Origin of the sequence: Paenibacillus wuxiensis, from assembly GCF_040195695.1 — a bacterium.
Classification (GTDB): Bacteria; Bacillota; Bacilli; order Paenibacillales; family Paenibacillaceae; genus Paenibacillus_B; species Paenibacillus_B suaedae.
The window spans coordinates 219,980-237,154 of the sequence record NZ_JBEFZI010000009.1 but is presented as its reverse complement, the minus strand read 5'-3'; the positions used below and the strand labels follow the sequence as shown (position 1 = coordinate 237,154).

10 protein-coding genes and 1 pseudogene are annotated in these 17,175 nt (G+C 47.6%); 1 reads left to right on the top strand and 10 read right to left on the bottom strand.

Going from position 1 to position 17,175, the window contains the following annotated elements:
• Positions 1–12: 12 nt before the first annotated feature.
• The 5 genes and pseudogenes from ABN764_RS21720 to ABN764_RS21700 form a co-directional block, all read right to left on the bottom strand.
• Complete coding sequence (locus ABN764_RS21720; RefSeq protein WP_446673083.1) at positions 13–3,951, bottom strand: SdrD B-like domain-containing protein; 3,939 nt, start codon at positions 3,949–3,951, stop codon at positions 13–15.
• 282 nt (positions 3,952–4,233) lie between these two features.
• Positions 4,234–4,763, bottom strand: a pseudogene (gene sdaAA / locus ABN764_RS21715) (L-serine ammonia-lyase, iron-sulfur-dependent, subunit alpha); the annotation flags it as partial.
• Positions 4,706–4,843, bottom strand: coding sequence for a hypothetical protein (locus ABN764_RS21710; protein ID WP_155987214.1), 138 nt, complete (start codon positions 4,841–4,843; stop codon positions 4,706–4,708). The pseudogene sdaAA and the gene ABN764_RS21710, both read right to left, overlap by 58 nt.
• Complete coding sequence (gene sdaAB, locus ABN764_RS21705) at positions 4,828–5,535, bottom strand: L-serine ammonia-lyase, iron-sulfur-dependent subunit beta (protein ID WP_446673082.1); 708 nt, start codon at positions 5,533–5,535, stop codon at positions 4,828–4,830. The genes ABN764_RS21710 and sdaAB overlap by 16 nt, the downstream gene beginning before the upstream one ends.
• Before the next feature lie 69 nt (positions 5,536–5,604).
• Positions 5,605–6,666, bottom strand: a complete 1,062-nt coding sequence (locus ABN764_RS21700; RefSeq protein ID WP_028531868.1) for a PTS sugar transporter subunit IIC — start codon at positions 6,664–6,666, stop codon at positions 5,605–5,607.
• A 604-nt stretch (positions 6,667–7,270) separates the two neighbouring features.
• Between ABN764_RS21700 and ABN764_RS21695 the strand changes: the two genes are divergently transcribed.
• Entirely contained in the window at positions 7,271–7,945 is a 675-nt protein-coding gene (locus ABN764_RS21695; RefSeq protein ID WP_446673081.1) for a helix-turn-helix transcriptional regulator, read from the top strand.
• 109 nt (positions 7,946–8,054) lie between these two features.
• On the opposite strand, the gene ABN764_RS21690 is transcribed toward ABN764_RS21695, so the two are convergent.
• The 5 genes from ABN764_RS21690 to mqnC form a co-directional block, all read right to left on the bottom strand.
• Complete coding sequence (locus ABN764_RS21690; protein ID WP_446673080.1) at positions 8,055–9,527, bottom strand: ammonium transporter; 1,473 nt, start codon at positions 9,525–9,527, stop codon at positions 8,055–8,057.
• A gap of 286 nt (positions 9,528–9,813) precedes the next feature.
• The gene (locus tag ABN764_RS21685) at positions 9,814–12,039 is read right to left on the bottom strand and encodes a M1 family metallopeptidase (protein WP_446673079.1); all 2,226 of its coding nucleotides are present in this window, start codon (positions 12,037–12,039) and stop codon (positions 9,814–9,816) included.
• A gap of 223 nt (positions 12,040–12,262) precedes the next feature.
• Positions 12,263–14,236, bottom strand: coding sequence for a threonine--tRNA ligase (gene thrS / locus ABN764_RS21680; RefSeq protein WP_072731406.1), 1,974 nt, complete (start codon positions 14,234–14,236; stop codon positions 12,263–12,265).
• Positions 14,237–14,781: 545 nt separating this feature from the next.
• Positions 14,782–15,738, bottom strand: coding sequence for a sporulation protein YtxC (gene ytxC, locus ABN764_RS21675; protein ID WP_446673078.1), 957 nt, complete (start codon positions 15,736–15,738; stop codon positions 14,782–14,784).
• 184 nt (positions 15,739–15,922) lie between these two features.
• The gene (mqnC, locus tag ABN764_RS21670; protein ID WP_028531863.1) at positions 15,923–17,062 is read right to left on the bottom strand and encodes a cyclic dehypoxanthinyl futalosine synthase; all 1,140 of its coding nucleotides are present in this window, start codon (positions 17,060–17,062) and stop codon (positions 15,923–15,925) included.
• Between the last annotated feature and the right edge of the window lie 113 nt (positions 17,063–17,175).

The window sequence follows — 17,175 nt, the reverse complement described above, 5'->3', positions numbered from 1 at the left end:
ACGGCTGATTCGTTAACGATCTGCTGCCCCTCTTTTGCTTAATCTCCACATGATGATAGCAGCGACGCACAAGAACATACCGATGATTGGTTCAATCGGCGCTTGCTCACCAGTCTGAGGCAAGACGTTCGGGCGGTTCGGCTGCCGATCAACGTCCTGCTTCCCACCCAAATCGGTACCGTCCGCTTCATCCTCATTCGTTCCTTCAGCTGGCTCTTTATCAGTACCTTGACCCTTATCTGGCTTCGTATCGCTATCCGGCTCTGTCGCTTCGCCTGGTTCGGGATTCGTATCGCCATCTGGATTCCCAGGTTTGGTTTCTACGATTGTACCTGGAATAGTCGGCCGTTCCTGATTGCCCGGTTTGCCTGGCTCTACAGGCGTTCCAGGATTGGTAGAACCCCCACCTCCAGGATTAGTAGATCCGCCCGTTCCCGGTTCCGGATCTGGATTGACCGTTCTTACAATAAGTCCCGCATCAATCGTTAGATCCCGTGGTCGTTCCGCCGTAAGTACGATGTTGTCTGACCAGCCATTCGGATCCGCATCAGAATCGAGTACGCGATCATCTCCCTGAACCCGTTTCGTGAACGAATACCCCTCTGGGGCAATGAATCGAATCTTATAAGTACTGAGATCCAAATCATTAAATAAGTAGTAACCAGACTGATACACGTAATCGGTCACGGCAGGATCGTAGACCGATCCCGTGACAGTCGGATCATAGACCGAATTTGTCACCGAGCTGTAATACACGGAATGAGTGACAGTCGTAGTCAGCTTCTCATTATTGTGGTTATATAATTCGACCACAACCCCATTTAATCCAGTACCATTCTCATCTTGAATCCCATTGCCGTTCGTGTCGATCCATACATATTTGCCGATGGCTCCCTTGCCCGGAATAGATGGAATATCCTTCTTAATTAGGCCTGCGTCAATGTTATGGTTTTTGCCGCCCTGCTCCAGTGTAATGATGTCTGTTCTGCCTTCCACATTAGCCTTGGAGTTCTTCCCTGGATTCGTTATTGCATCTTTCACCGTAAATGCATCATAGCCTTCCGGCAAGTGGAACGTAACGTAGTATTTGCCCGCATCCAAGCCAGTAAACAGATAGTATCCTGGCTGACTTTCGTGATTATTGCCAGTTACAGTGCTTTGTATTACCTTGCCGTCACTCTCGCGATGCAGGTCGACGCGAACGCCGTTCACACCATGATCCGGTGCTTCATCCTGAATCCCATTGCCATTTTCATCGTACCAGACGTAATCCCCAATCTCTCCCTTTGGATCGTCCTTTATCTTAATGCCGACCTTGAGCGGCTCTGCCGGGAGCATAGCCTTATCGCTAATGACCGGAGTCGCGGTGTATCCGAAGGAATTCCATGCGATCTGATCATCGCTTGCAGGCGTGTCAACAGGCGCACGCATTGTCCATGTCAATTCCTTGGATTGGCCAGGAGCCAGTATGACATCATCAGCGAATTCGAACTTTAAGGCTCGCACCTTCGATATATCTTGCGGAGGCTCTTTATCCCAGTTGCCGCCTATCATCGATATCTCTTCATCGGCGCTGTAATATACCGTTACACCGTTCGGAGGCGATATCGGCTCCTTCAGAATCGGGGTCCACTTGCTGCCTCGCGACGATTTGTCGATGACCCCGTGATCGCCAATATGCGGAAGCGCATCTACGATCAAAAGGTTTTTGACGCCAATTGATCCCCGGTTCGTTACAGAGATCTTATACTTAAGTTCTCCGCCTGGCGCAACATTGCCGATATTTGGATACTTAGACCATTGCCCGTTATCCAAATCCCCTTGAACCCATTTTTCGGAGATCAAGCTATCGATGCCGTTCACATCAATTTTATCTCCGTTGTATACATACCACTTGCCGTTCTCTTGCTTATAGCGCTGGTTCTTGAAGTTGGTCAACCCGTTTATATAGTTGTGCCGTTCTGATGTTACCTCAACTTCATTGTAAACTTCGCCCGTCGGGGTATCCGGCTTCACTCTCGCTTCGAAGGTAAAGGTGAGCGCTTCGCCCTTCAGCAGCGTCAAGGAGTTGCTGCCTTCTGTACCCCACGCCCATGTAATCGGCGTACGCCCTTGCTGATCCTTCTGGGCTTCTGAGAACGTAGGGGCAGGCACCTGCTTGCCGTTAAGCGGCCCTAGCTTCAAGCTGTCCGGCACATATTCCAATTCTTTCGGCAGCAGATCCGTTACAACCGGATCGCGAAACGGAACATCAATCGGACTGGCATTGGTGACAACGATCCTATAAGTTACCGTGCCTCCTGGGGAAGTACTTTTTCCACTCACAACCGATTTATCCACTTCCAGCAGCGGACGCTTATCCACCGCCAACACCTTAACCCCCGTCAAATACTCGGTCTTCTCACCATTGAAGCTGTATTCCATGCTTGCATAGTTAATCGTTTGTTTCCACTGCTTCGGGTGCTGCTTGGCTTCTTCGTTCGTAGGAAGGCCGTTATTTTTGTCCAGATAGGTAAAGTCATCGTTCGGGTACTTTTCTGTCAGTCGAGGGAAATCGCCATACTTATAATCATCATGTTTGACACGATCATAAGAGGTTAATTGGTAACGAAGTTCTAAAACATCTTGCGGACGGAACGCAACGGGTACGTCTCCCAAAACAAGGCGAATGCCTTGAATGTCAGCGTTCAGATCTGCTGCCAACAGCTTGTGTTGTGTCTTAAAATTTAATTCCTTCCAGAGTTTCCAATCGCCCTCAACAGGCGTGCTTTTCGACGTGTACTGAATTTCGTACTCATCTTTATCTGTACCGTCAAAGGCTGGTATGCGGATATATTGCAATTTCATGCCCTTCGGCGTCATATCTGTCATGACGGCTTTATCCAGAGGGACATTGGCTCCATTCCCTACTCCGCCAATAAAAAAGCTGACTTCCTGGCCTTCCGACAATTCCTTCTCCTGACCGCTCCAGATTTGCTTGTAAATCCATATTCCTCCGCCAGGCTGCTTGATAAAGTCGTGTTCAGTCTTCGCAGTCAGTTCCTTGGCTGCATCTCCCAAAGGCTGATAAGATGCTTTGGCCGTATTCACCACCGTTTTCGTGTTGCCGGTGCTCGGATCAATCACCTTATCTTTAGGATACAAAACCGTAACGAGTATGCTTTTGGAACGATCCGTTATTTTCTCCTTATTGAGCTCCTTCGCATCAATCTTCCATGTCAGGGTCTGACCCTGTATGGAATCAGGCGCGGGGGCTGCCTTGGAGAATTCGGCTTCAGGCGGCAGAACGTCAGTAATTACTACATGGTCAATGTTGAGATTGCCGTCTTTGTCTGCCGGATTCTTGTTGTCCTTCAGCGTAATTTCGTAGACGACTTCCGTTCCTGGCTGCGGCTTCACACCTTCAACAGGTACGATTCGCTCCTTAGTAAGTACCCAGTCCGCAGATGCCTTCCCTGTAACTGTTACAGGGTTCGATTCAACCTGCAAGCTTCCGGGATGGTGGAGGAATGTTGCCGTTGTCGTTCCGGCAGTCCCGTCAGGCGTTGTGTGGTTAGGGAAATGAGCCTTCACCTGCAGTTTTCCCGTCGCGCCGGATGGGGTAGGATTTTTGAATGTAAACGTCACCTTATCCACGCCGCCCACATTCTCATGTTTGCTTACGACATGTTCAGAACCCTGCACTTCCTCGAATACGATGCCCTCAGGCAAGGGAAGCACAATTTCCGCATTAGAATAGTCCTCTGTCGTGCTCGATAGACTGTAATCAATTGTGTAGGTAAAGGTTGCTCCTGTGAGCACAGTGTCCATACTGCTGCTTAATCGCAATTGAATTCCTTGTGAGTCGTTACCATCTGCGTTCGCATGCGCCGTAACAGGCAGGAGCACTATGTTCAAGACGAGCAGCAGCGCCCATATAGACGCCTGTGCCCTTCTTAGTGTCCTCCTCAAATCGCTCCCTCTCCTTTCCATAAATAAGTTTGAGCCGTTCACTTGGTAATTTTACCCACACGAACGACTTCCTTCTATCCTAATCAATGGCACTGAACAAATTCTGAATGAAAGATGGGAGCAATCTTAAGCGATATGTAATGATAGGGGAACTGAGACTAAAATGCGAAGACAGAAAAAAGGCAGGCGATTGCCTGCCTTTGCCTTACATGAACGTAACGTTGAATTTCATCTCATGGTATATTAGCCAAACAAGCGTCCAGGGGAACTTTGACGTTCGTGTTATTGGCCCAGCACGAGCTGTTCCAGCTTGCGGCCGGTCGGCGTGTTGGCCAGACCGCCTTCGGCAGTTTCGCGGAAGGAGCTTGGATGGAACGTCCAACTTCATACATGGCCATAATCACCTCATCGGCCGGTATTCTGCTTTTGATGCCGGCTAAAGCCATATCCGCGGCAACGACCGCTGACGAAGCACCGACTCCGTTCCGCTTCACGCAAGGGACTTCTACAAGTCCTGCTACCGGGTCGCATACTAATCCCAGCATATTCTTGAGTGCAATCGCCATCGCTTCTGCCGATTGCTGTGGTGTTCCGCCTGCCATTTCCACGACTGCCGCAGCAGCCATTCCCGTTGCGGACCCAACCTCCGCTTGGCAGCCGCCCGCCGCGCCCGCGATGAAGGCATTGTTCGCAATAACAAATCCAAATGCGCCTGCCGTAAATAGAAATTCAAGCATTTGCTCCCGCGTAGGGTTCAGCTTCTCCTTGACGGCGAACAAAACCCCTGGAACAACACCTGCCGAAGCGCTACTTCTCTCTCCAGCATGACGCGGGATATTTTACACTGCTTTTCTTCGGCCAACCGGACAAGCTCGGCTACGCTATGGAACATGATTGTCCTCCTTCCGCGCTCGTGCGCTGGTAGGTTTGCACTTGCCATATTTCTTTAATATGAGGGAGCGAATGCATACGATTGATTACAGTCACATCAACCGCTTGGTCAAGCTCGATGGCCATCAAGGCGCTCTCGCCTTTACCTGAACGGGACACTTCCATATATCCGATGTTAATATGATGCTGTGCAAGCAGCGAGGTTACATTCGCCACGGCACCATGCTTGTCCTCATGCAGGACAAGCATGGCCGGGATTCTGCCGGCTGGGTTCGGATCCAATTGCTTGACTTCACGGATTTCCATGCTGCCTCCACCGATTGACACACCGACGACTTCGATCGCACCGCGCTTGTCCCGCAACGTGAGGCGTGCCGTATTCGGATGCTCATTCTCCTCCTCTGATGTCACGAAAGTAATGCGAACACCCTGCTCTTCTGCGATGCTGAGGGCATTCGGAATTCGCTCGTCTGACGTGTCAAAGTCCAGGATTCCGCTTACGATTGCCATATCTGTCCCATGCCCTTTGTATGTTTTCGCAAATGAACCGTATAAGGTAACCGTGACGGATTCTGGCAGCCGTCCGAACAGATTGCGGGCTGCACGTCCAATTCGATTGGCTCCTGCCGTATGCGAACTGGATGGACCGATCATGATAGGGCCGATAATATCAAATACAGATGTGAACGGCATAACAATCCTCCTCTTACACAGAATTGATGAATGATTGATGCTTCTAACTTCGTTATATCTTGATCTGGTTTACGCTACTTCAGCGCCCGCCGTGGCTGCAGGCTTAGGAGCCGGCGCGGTGCCGCGAATCTCGGCGACTGTGCGAATCTTGTAGTTTTTGAAGATTCGCGACCCGATGAGACCAGCCGTGATGCCGCAAAGGGCACAAAGGGCTGCCGCAATCGTTACCGTAAGCGGGTCGTTGAAGCCGTACATGACCATGAGTCCCGCAATTGGGGTTGCCGTACCTGTCGCATTATTCGTCAGATTGAACAATGCCACGACGACCCCAGCCATCGCCCCTCCTAGAAAGTTGGTTACATACACCGGAATCGGATTGGCTGATATGATGTCTGCTTGCGTTAATGGTTCAATCGCCACCGCAATTGTGTCTTTGCGGTCACCGAACTTCATACGATGGAAAAAGACGAAGTTCATAAAGGATGATCCCATGACGGACAAGGCTCCGATGGCCATCGGCAAGCCCGTAAGTCCCAGCATGGCAGTAAGCGCCATCGAGCTGAGCGGTGCGGTTGCCACGACGGTTATGACTCCACCAAGCACGATACCCATCACGATTGGATTATCATTAGCCGCCGTCGTAATGATGCCGCCAATATTAAGCAGTGTCGCATTGACTACTGGTGTTGCTATGTTTGCTACAAATCTAACGAGCGGTGCAGCAACAATGATGCAGACGATGAGATCAAGTCCATCCGGGACTTTCTTTTCAATCAGTTTGACAAGGAATGATACGAGATAACCAGCAATGAAACCAGGCAGCAATCCTGTTCCCGCACAAGCTGCCCCAAGCAGCAGAGCATAGACAGGGGAAACGCCCATTGCAAGCGCTACCAATGCAGCTGCGGCCACACCGCCCATACTGCCGGAAGCGAGCCCAACCTCCTTGGCAAGACTGAAGCCAAACAAATCGCCACCTACATAACTTTGAAATGCTTCTACCAAAAAACTGGCAACTGCCGCATTTGCTAGGGCTCCCATTGCCTTCATGCCGTTAGGTGCTTTGAAGCTGAAAAGGGAGAAAAGGGACAATACAAGCAATAGTAGGGCTGTACCGATTACGATGTCCATACGTGACGCTCCTCCTTCATGGGTACAAAGTGTAGTAACCGCTTACAAAACATTAAAAGTACATTTATACTGCGATAAGATTGATTGAAATACATTCTAAATAAAATGATTATTAGTTAATAAACTCAAAAATAATTGAGTCAATCAACTTCAATTTGATTGTATCAACTTTTCCTTATTTACACAATTCTTTTATACATATTTTCGATAATTGCTGCAATTTACCTTTGTTAAGCAGTTTGCTATGACTAATAATTCAAGAAATACGGAAACAGAATGGAAAAGGAAAACGCTTTACTATCTTTATAAGTGCGGCACGTCTCCCTATTTCATATCGTAAAACTCATAGCGAATGTCTAACGGATGATATTGGAAAGTAGAGATGAATCAGGGATTGATTGCGGTTGAAGTTCGCGTTATGATAATAGTAATTTATCACTACTAATTGTTGATATAATCAACTTCATTTTATTCCATCAACTATTTTTGATTGTAAGATTGTCCAGAGCTTCATTATTGTGTTGTATCAAGCAATATAATATTTCTCGAATGACAAAGAAATCTTCTAGTCAAATTCGGGTTGTCTAGGGAAGGACTTGATGCAATGAATACAAGATTTACAGAGCGAGATCATTTAATTTTGGAATCATACGATGCAGTAGTAGAGGGATTAGCTAACTATTTGGGGCCTGCTTCTGAAATTGTTCTTCATAGTTTGGAAGATTATCAGCATTCGGTTGTCAAAATCGCAAATGGGCATCATACAGGCAGGGAACTGGGAGCGCCTATTACCAATATTGCTTTGCAAATGCTGCAAGAAATTGAACAATCCAATGGGAAGCAGTCGCTCAGCTATTTTACGAGAAGCAAGAATAATCGTCAGATGAAGTCCAGCACGATCGCGATTCGGGGTGATAGCAGCAAGATTATCGGCTTGCTTTGCATCAACATGAATATTGACGAATCTTTTGCTGATGTGCTGCAAACCTTCCTGCCGCAACCGGATATGGAAGCAAGGGAGCAGTCCGAGCATTTTGCTTCATCCGTGGAGGATATGATTCAAGAAACGATTGAGCGAACGATCGAAGAGGTTGATGCTTCTCCGGACATCTCTTATGCGAACCGGAACAAGCATATTATCGGACTGCTGCATGAACGGGGCGTATTCAACCTAAGGGATGCGGTCACTCTTGTGGCAAATGCGCTGAAAATCACAAAACATACGGTTTATCTACATTTGCGCAATAATGCCTCCAAAGGTGAAAAAGCAACGAAATAGAAGCAGAAAGAACGCTGAACACAGCAGGATTAGCGACCGGGTTCTCAAAATGAGCCTGGTCGCTGTTATTTGTGGGCAAACACCTGTCGTAAGGATAGCCCCCTTTAGATCAAGAGATTCTTTCATTCAATCCTCCGGAATACTGCTTCGCGCTTTCCTCATCTGACTCCGTTCTGAGCGATTCTTGCATGTCTTGATCAACATGTTCAAAATGTTCAGGATAGCCATACTCGCCATGTTCACTTAAATCCAAGCCGATACGCTCTTGCTCCGCATTGACACGCAAGCCAAACAACCGTTTCCCTGCATACAACAGCACGTAAGAAGAGACAAATGCAAATCCGCCCGCCGCTAGAATCCCATAGGCTTGCACCCATAACTGATGCAGACTGCCTGTATCCAGCCAGCCTCCTTGGCCTACACCAACCTTCTCCGCCAATGCCGAAGTGGCGAATATCCCATTGGACAGCGTGCCCCATACCCCTGCTACCCCATGTACCGACAAGGCTGAGACTGGGTCATCAACTCGCAGACGATCGAACCAGAGCGCACTGTAGTACACTAGAATACCAGCCGCCAAACCAATTACGATGGCCGCCCAAGGCTCCACGAATGCACACGAAGCTGTGATCGCAACCAAGCCCGCCAGCATTCCATTCAAGAGGGTAGGCACATCTGCCTTGCCACTGCGCAGCCAACTAATAGCAAGCGCCGCAACAGCCCCCGCTGCAGCTCCAAGCTGTGTGTTCATGGCGACATATCCAAAAAATCCATCACCGATCGACAACGTACTTCCTGCATTAAAACCGAACCACCCCACCCACAGCAGAAGCACACCGAGCGTTATATATACTTGGTTATGACCTTTTATTTTCTTGGACGAACCGTCTGAATCGTATTTGTTCATGCGCGGCTTCAAAAGCAATGTCGCAGCCAGCGCAGCCATAGCCCCTGTTAAATGCACAACCGTAGAACCAGCAAAATCCTGCTTCCCATGCATCGCAAGCCAGCCACCTCCCCATATCCAGTGAGCAACCACTGGGTAAATCAATGCCGTGAACAGAATCGCAAACCAAATGTAAGCGGACAATCGCGCGCGCTCGGCAAATCCACCCCACACAATCGAGAGTGACACAGCAGCAAAGGCTAATTGGAAGGTAAAAAATACGGAAGGTGGTAACCCTGTAGAGGAAGCTGGAGTAAAGAAGAAATCACCCCAACCAATAAACGAATTGCCATTCATACCAAAAATCAAGCCATAGCCGACTGCCCAAAATACAAGAGAGCCAAGCCCAACCGTAATGACCGTTTTTGCGGCAATATGACCTGCGTTCTTCATTCGTGCAGACCCTGCTTCCAGCAGGATGAATCCCGCTTGCATAAGCAGCACCAGTATAGCCGACAGCATTATCCACAGTGCGTTCAGACCAGATTCCAGTGATTGCACAGAAGCCTCCCCCGCGGCACTGACAGCATCCGGAAATAGGCTAAAACATGCAAATCCAGCACCAAGCACACCAGTCGCCGAAGCAAAACGTCTGCTCCTACTCCGATTAAGGCTCTTGTCTTTGTTCATCCTCATTTTCTCTACACTCCTCGCTATTTATATGTTATATTTTATTACACAAAATCTTGTTGTTAGAGGAATTATATAAAGGTAAATTGTGCAAATCAATGGGTTATGTTATAAAATGCATGAAATGCGTCAAGTTATACAAATTACATGTAATATAACCTAACATAATATTCATGAAGATAGTGATAAAAAAAAAAAAAAAGACTGCAGAATTATTCTGCAGCCCATGTCTTACATTCTTGCTTCATTTGTCTTGGATTGATTAATCCAATATGCTATTCCTTACTGTTGATTACTCGGCTTGTTCAAAAAACTTGGCAATCGGATTTTCAACATGCTTATCTTTATAAATAGAGCCGTCGGCCTTTTTCACAATATGCTGTTGGAAATTGCTCATAACCGACAAGCTCTGCATGCCAATTCCCGCTAACAACTGCTCTGCTGACTTCTGCGTCATATGATCATCTGTCCAGAAATAATGCACCACTAGACGATCTTTATTGTACGGATGCATAATTCCGTAGCCACCCAGCAGCCCTTTTGTGTTCATTACTTCCTTCCAAGGGAAGCCCGCTTGTTCAGCCTTTGCAATAATCGCTGGCTTCAATGCTTGGATAAATGAATTGGACTTCGGATTACCGATTACAATGACATTGCTCTTTGCCAGAGAAGTCTCCAACTGTTTTTTCACAGCCTGCTTCTCACTCAAGATCACAGGCTTAACGCCGCCCATGTCCAACACATTGGAAATATTCTCGAAAAATTGCTCTTGCTGCTTTTTCGCTTCTGCGCTCACAGGACTACTGTATATGATCGCTAGCGGTTCTCCATGCATCGCCTTGTTAAGCACCTTGTACATTGTCTCTTTCGGCAACTTAGGATAGGACTGATCGATCCCATCATATATCCCCACAAGCGACAATCGCATATACTCCGCCATTTCAGCTTCCGTCATCTGGTATTCCGGCTTGAGCTCATAATTAGGCTTGTTTAAGTTATCATCCATTCGATCACGAACAGCCTTGCCAAACTGATCCTCAATCGTTTGAAGCAGTCCCGCTACGGTTGCGTTTCGATACGCATAGCGATTGAAATATTCCTTCATAAAGGCATCGAACTTCTCTTGCCCAACAGTACGATACAATTCATAGATCGCAAGGCGACCTTTTTTATAGTACAGCGCATCCGGGGAATCTCCAGCCTTGTCATTCGGAGAATTGATAGCCCGATCCAATGAGAATGTTTCGATGCGGGCACTATCAAATCCATTCATTTTGTCGCCCTGGGCATCATAGTAATACACCCTGGAAAAATCAGCAAACCCTTCATCCAAGAACGACTCGGTTTCAGAATCGTTGCCGATGATGGAATGGAACCACTGGTGCGCAATCTCATGAACAAAGACGGAATCCTTTTCAGGAACAGCATTTGGACTTACCCGCCCCATTTGAATAAGGCGAGCAAATTCAACAGCAACATTTTCTACATGGGATTCCACGATCCGAAAATCGGGGTACTCGTACTTGCCGAATTTATCGCCAAAAAATTCAATCGCTTTAAATGCCTCATCAATATATTTATTGATAACCGCTGTCTTCGCTGGATCATTGTTGTCGTTGTAATATACATATTCAATCGTTAAGCCATTCTTGGTTTTGCTGGCTTTATGGAACTTCTCACTGGAGAAGAACACGAGCTCGCGCGTCTTGTCCGATTTCGTCGTTACGATTTTGCGGCCAGCTTCACCAGACTTCTCCGACATTTGTCCAGGCATCGCGATTTGCAGCTTGTCTGGAACATCCATTGCAACCGTATAGTCGGCAACCTCATAGTAATCCGTTTCGAATGTCTTACTATATGGGGCCTTATTCCACTTATGTGCTGCTTCATCGTACACAGACATAACCGGGAACCAATGCGCCCCATTAATGATGTCCTTATAGTAGGACAAGCGCTGTGAACCAAATGGAATTTTCGTTTTATATTCAAGCTCTAACGTTACTTCTTCATCCTTGCCCAACGCTTTTGCCAACTGAACCGTAAGCGCCTGCTTCTCATTTGTGGTAGCTAGGGTCGCACCGGTCGAAGCATCCTTCACACGAATGATATCAATACCGCCAAGGAAATCCTCTGGTTTCTTATCTGGGTATTCCTTCGCAATCTCCCCATTTGCTCGCACGAACATGCTCGATTGCGTATCCTTCGAACGATTGGCATCTGCGAACAGACGGAATACAACATCATTCAGCTTATCCTCAGACGTATTGCGGTATTTCACCGTCTGCTTGCCTGTAATGGTCATGTCGTCCGTATTCAGCTTCGCTTGGATATTGTATTGGATATGTGAAGTTGCTTGTTGTTGAGACTGCATTCCTGCTGTGCTAATCGTCTTGACTTGATCCGCCGCGGCCTCCTGTGCATAAGCTGTGCCACCAGATGTTAGCGGAGCTGCAAGCAGGGTAAATGCCATTGCACATGCTATTGTCGTATGTAGCAATTGTCTTCCTGTGAGTTTCATTCGTCCAATCACTTCTTTCCGTTTGTGTTTCATCTCATGATGATATATTCAATTATAGAGCAAGATACAAATGATATCGTGCGATTAACCTTATGCGGAGCTTACAATATTGTCACGTAAGATTTTAAGGAACTTTAGTAATGAATGCCGCGAATCAAAAAAAAAAGAAGCACCCGTCTAAGACGAGAGCTTCTCTATGACAAGGGTGCTCTTAGCTCGCCCTTTATTTCTGTGAATCTTCTTGTGGAGCAGCCTGCGCAATATGGCGCGTACGGATTTCCTCTTGCAGCAGTGCAACCACTTCTGCTACCGGCTTCATGCCAAGGTCGCCTTCTCCACGCTTACGCACGGATACAGCACCATTGTTCTTCTCATTTTCACCGACGACGAGCATGTAAGGTGTTTTCTCCAGCTGTGCCTCACGAATCTTGTAGCCAAGCTTCTCGTTGCGCACATCTGCTTCAGCACGGATACCTGCATCACGCAGAGATTCCGTTACTTCCTTCGCATACTCTTCGTAGTTCGGCGATACTGGAATGACCTTCGCTTGAACTGGAGAGAGCCAGAGCGGAAGCGCCCCTGCGAAGTTCTCCAGCAAGAATGCAGTCATGCGCTCCATCGTACTGATGATACCACGGTGGATAACGACAGGACGATGCTTCTGTCCGTCATCGCCGACATATTCCAGCTCGAAGCGTTCAGGAAGCAAGAAGTCCAGCTGTGCAGTCGACAGTGTCTCTTCCTTGCCAAGCGCTGTTTTAATTTGTACATCCAGCTTCGGTCCGTAGAATGCAGCTTCGCCTTCTGCTTCGTAGAATGGAAGACCCAATTCTTCAACAACCTCACGCAGCATGCGTTGAGACATTTCCCACATATGGTCGTCTGGGAAGTACTTCTCTGTATCCTGCGGATCGCGATAAGACAAGCGGAAGCGATAATCCTTAATTCCGAAGTCGTCATATACGCGGCGAATCAAATTAATAACACGTGCGAACTCTTCCTTGATCTGATCCGGACGGCAGAAGATATGCGCATCGTTCAATGTCATAGCACGAACACGGTGCAAGCCAGTGAGCGCCCCGGACATTTCATAGCGGTGCATCGTTCCCAACTCGGCGATACGAATTGGTAATTCACGATAGCTGCGCATGTCAGACTTGTACACCATCATATGGTGCGGGCAGTTCATTGGACGCAGAACAAGCTCTTCGTTATCCATAACCATGGTTGGGAACATATCCTCTTGGTAGTGTTCCCAATGGCCGGATGTTTTGTACAATTCCACATTCGCAAGCACCGGTGTATACACATGGCTGTATCCCAAGCGTTCTTCGATATCCACGATGTAGCGCTCCATCGTACGGCGCAATGTCGCACCATTTGGCAGCCAGAGCGGCAAGCCTTGTCCAACTTTTTGGGAGAAGGAGAAGATCTTGAGCTCTTTGCCTAATTTACGGTGATCGCGCTTCTTCGCTTCTTCCAAGAAGTGCAAGTACTCATCAAGCTGTGCTTTCTTCGAGAATGCTGTTCCATAAATACGCTGCAGCATCTTGTTGTCCGAGTTGCCGCGCCAGTAAGCACCCGCCAAGTTCAAGAGCTTGAATACCTTCAACTTGCCTGTAGATGGGACGTGAGGTCCACGGCACAAGTCGAAGAATTCACCTTGGTCATAAATAGTGATCACAGAATCCTCTGGCAAGTCGTTGATAAGCTCCAGCTTCAACTCATCACCGATTTCTGTGAAGATGCGTAGAGCTTCTTCACGAGATACTTCACGGCGTTGAATTGGCAAGTTCTCGTTCACGATACGCTGCATTTCCTTCTCGATCTTCGGCAGATCCTCAGGAGTCAAAGAAATATCAAGGTCAATATCATAGTAGTAGCCGTCTTCGATAACGGGACCGATACCAAGCTTCACGTTCGCATCCTTGTACAAGCGCTTGATTGCTTGCGCTGTCAAGTGAGCTGAACTATGGCGAAGCACTTCAAGCCCGTCTTCTGAGTCTGCCGTTACAATTTCAATCTTGGCATCTTCTTGAATCGGCGTATACAGGTCAACAACCTTGCCATCCAGTTTCCCCGCTAGTGCAGCCTTTTTCAAGCCGCTGCTAATTGAACCCGCTACATCTTCGATTGTAGTGCCTTGCTCATATTCACGAACAGCACCGTCTGGAAATGTTACTTTTACGTTAGACATTTGCGATTCCTCCCAGTTTATATGGCATCATTCAATCTGCTGTCAATCTTCTTTATGCCGGCTAGGAAACAAACAATTACACGTTCTTCCCGTCTTCACCGTACACAACACAGCCTATTGAATTTGTCTGAAAAAATAAAAAACACCCGCCCTGTAAAGGGACGAGTGTTATAGACAATTAGTAACCCGTGGTTCCACCCTCATTCAACTGCTGATGATGCTTACGCGATTACAATTACAGCATCATATGCCGCAATGCTCTGTCGTAGGCTTTTCCTCAGATCAGTCCTTGAGCATTCGGTAACGGGAATGATTCGTTGGATGATACTGACCGAGATAAGCTCGTTGTTCCCATCCAAAGCTCTAAAGTGGTAAATAAACAGCGTTGCCGAAGGGACTTGCAGCCTCGATCCCTCTCTCTGAACGGTTCCGTCCGTTATTCATGTCTTTGTCATCGCATATCGTATGCTATTGATTACTCAATACCGCATATTATATGCGATCTTCGCAGGGTGGTCAAGCTTCGATTCCTGAATCATGAAATGCTATGGCCGCAGCATCGAACCGTCCTGCACGTTGTTATGTACAAGAGTCTCGTGAGGCCAGCCATCTCCACCAAGCACAACATGACAAGAACTACACAATACACATACATGCACCCTCGATTCGAAGATTTGCTGAATCGTCTTAATCACCTGAGATTCTGGCTCGCGCGTGTGAATGATAATATTTTGCGGGGATACATTGATGAGTGTACTCACAATCATATCCTCCATCTCCATGTCATAATCAATCATCTCCACAACCATGCCATTCATCACATGCTTCGGCTCAAGCGGCTGAAGCTCCTCATCTAGGAGCGTAAATTCATGACCGCCCTTGTGCATTAAGTGCGCAAGCGGGATCTTCGTCTCCTGAATGAACACGAAGTATTTCAATAGACCGATGAACTCTTGATACTGCCGTTCAAGTACATATTCATCAATCGCATAGTCAACCACTTCACGAAGCTCTGTTAAATAGTGCCGCAGGCGGAACTGAATGAACCCTTCAACATTAAGGGCTGTATGATCTTCTAAATATCGCCGCAGTGCACGTGTAAGCTTCCCTTTGCGTCTGCGTCTGGACTCACTAGAACCGGTTTCATCTCCACCGTTGAGCAGCTGCTGGCAGTATTCCTCAATTTTACGGCGTTCCTCTTCACTGTATTTCGAATCCTTTGCAATTAAGGAAGCAAGAAGCAGCCTTTCTTTTTGGGACAGAATAAATTCAGCAACTGCCTTGGCCGCTCTATTCCATACATCTTGTCCTTGTGTAGACAGTTGAAAACCTGGCAAGATGCCCCGGCATGTAATCCAAGCCGTCTGCCCTTCAGACCATTGCTGGAATTCCACGCCATTCGGCTGTTTATGTAAATCGCTCAGCTCCTGCTGCAGCAAATCAGTCAGCGTTACTGCGTCACATTCGGATCGCAGCGGCAACGAGATCGTGAACAACTCCATGAGCCCACTCCTTTCTGTTCCTTCTTAAGTATATGGGGTCATGAATGGAGATATACGAAGACGAATCTGGAAAACAGAGGACGATGGCATTCCTTCTGGCATTATTGCCAAAAATAAAAAAAACACCTGCTGGCTATCCACACGGAAAGTCCAGCAGGTGTACTGCTTCATTTTCAATTGACGCCTAATTCTGCATAACAAAATCTTTGGCAACCGTTGCATGTTCATCGTCGAACACACGCAAAATATTATATTTCGTATCACGCTGCGCAGGAATCTTGCCCGCTTCGCGGATAAGCTGCAGCGTGCTCCCGATGTTTACTTTATGTGTAGCACCAGCAGCCGATACGACATTCTCCTCAATCATCGTACTGCCGAAGTCATTGCAGCCGAAGCTGAGCGTCTTCTTGCCAATTTCCGGCCCCATCGTTACCCATGAAGCTTGGAAGTTCGGAATATTATCTAGGAACAAGCGGCTGATCGCGAGTGTCTTTAAATACTCTTCAGGCGATACGCGCTCTGCCTTCATGTTCGTGTTGTCCGGTTGGAATGTCCATGGAATGAACGCAAGGAAGCCCTTGGAAGGATGGCCGTTCTGCATGCATTCATCTTGTGCTGTACGAATACGCTCCAAGTGCAGTGCGCGCTCTTCCAGCAGCTCGCCGAAGCCGATAACCATCGTGCCCGTTGTATTCATGCCGACCTTATGGGCGGTTTGCATGACGTCCATCCAATCGCGCCATGAGCCCTTCAAGCGGCTGATCTTCCGGCGAGTACGGTCGTCCAAAATTTCAGCGCCTCCACCCGGCAGCGAGTCTAGACCCGCTTCATGAATTTGACGAATTACCTCTTCTAGAGATAGACCATTCGAAACTTCCTTCATCTTCATAATCTCTGCAGGAGAGAAGGAGTGCATTGTAATACTTGGGAACCGCTTCTTAATTTCGCGAAGCAGATTCGTATAATAGCTGAATGGAAGCTCTGGGTTTGTTCCGCCCTGCATCAGAATCTCAGTTCCATCTACATCGATCGTTTCCTGAATCTTCTGGAAGATGACTTCATCAGGAAGCACATAACCTTCCTTCGAGCCCGGAGCACGGTAGAAGGCACAGAATCTGCAGTACGTATCACAAATATTTGTATAGTTGACATTGCGCCCAATTACAAATGTAGCAATCGGATCTGGATGCCATTTCTTCATAATTTGGTCGGCAGCTGCCCCCATTTTCTCGATCTGATCAGATTCGAACAAGGTCACGCAATCGTCTGTATTCAATCGTTCACCACGAAGCGCTTTGTCCAAAATGCGGTCTATCGGTGACATCGTCACAGTCACTTCCCCTCTCATATGTTGCCTTACACTCTCGTATATAAAGCGAAGTAGACCCCGCTCACGGCGGGGTTAAATTGTACGGATTATTGCACATGCTGCTTCAT

Coding starts and splice junctions, on each gene's coding strand:
- ABN764_RS21690 (WP_446673080.1), bottom strand. CDS start 9,527: ATGAGGATGAACAAAGACAAGAGCCTTAATCGGAGTAGGAGCAGACGT.
- ABN764_RS21695 (WP_446673081.1), top strand. CDS start 7,271: ATGAATACAAGATTTACAGAGCGAGATCATTTAATTTTGGAATCATAC.
- thrS (WP_072731406.1), bottom strand. CDS start 14,236: ATGTCTAACGTAAAAGTAACATTTCCAGACGGTGCTGTTCGTGAATAT.
- sdaAB (WP_446673082.1), bottom strand. CDS start 5,535: ATGCCGTTCACATCTGTATTTGATATTATCGGCCCTATCATGATCGGT.
- ABN764_RS21710 (WP_155987214.1), bottom strand. CDS start 4,843: ATGTTCCATAGCGTAGCCGAGCTTGTCCGGTTGGCCGAAGAAAAGCAG.
- mqnC (WP_028531863.1), bottom strand. CDS start 17,062: ATGTCACCGATAGACCGCATTTTGGACAAAGCGCTTCGTGGTGAACGA.
- ABN764_RS21700 (WP_028531868.1), bottom strand. CDS start 6,666: ATGGACATCGTAATCGGTACAGCCCTACTATTGCTTGTATTGTCCCTT.
- ABN764_RS21685 (WP_446673079.1), bottom strand. CDS start 12,039: ATGAAACTCACAGGAAGACAATTGCTACATACGACAATAGCATGTGCA.
- ytxC (WP_446673078.1), bottom strand. CDS start 15,738: ATGGAGTTGTTCACGATCTCGTTGCCGCTGCGATCCGAATGTGACGCA.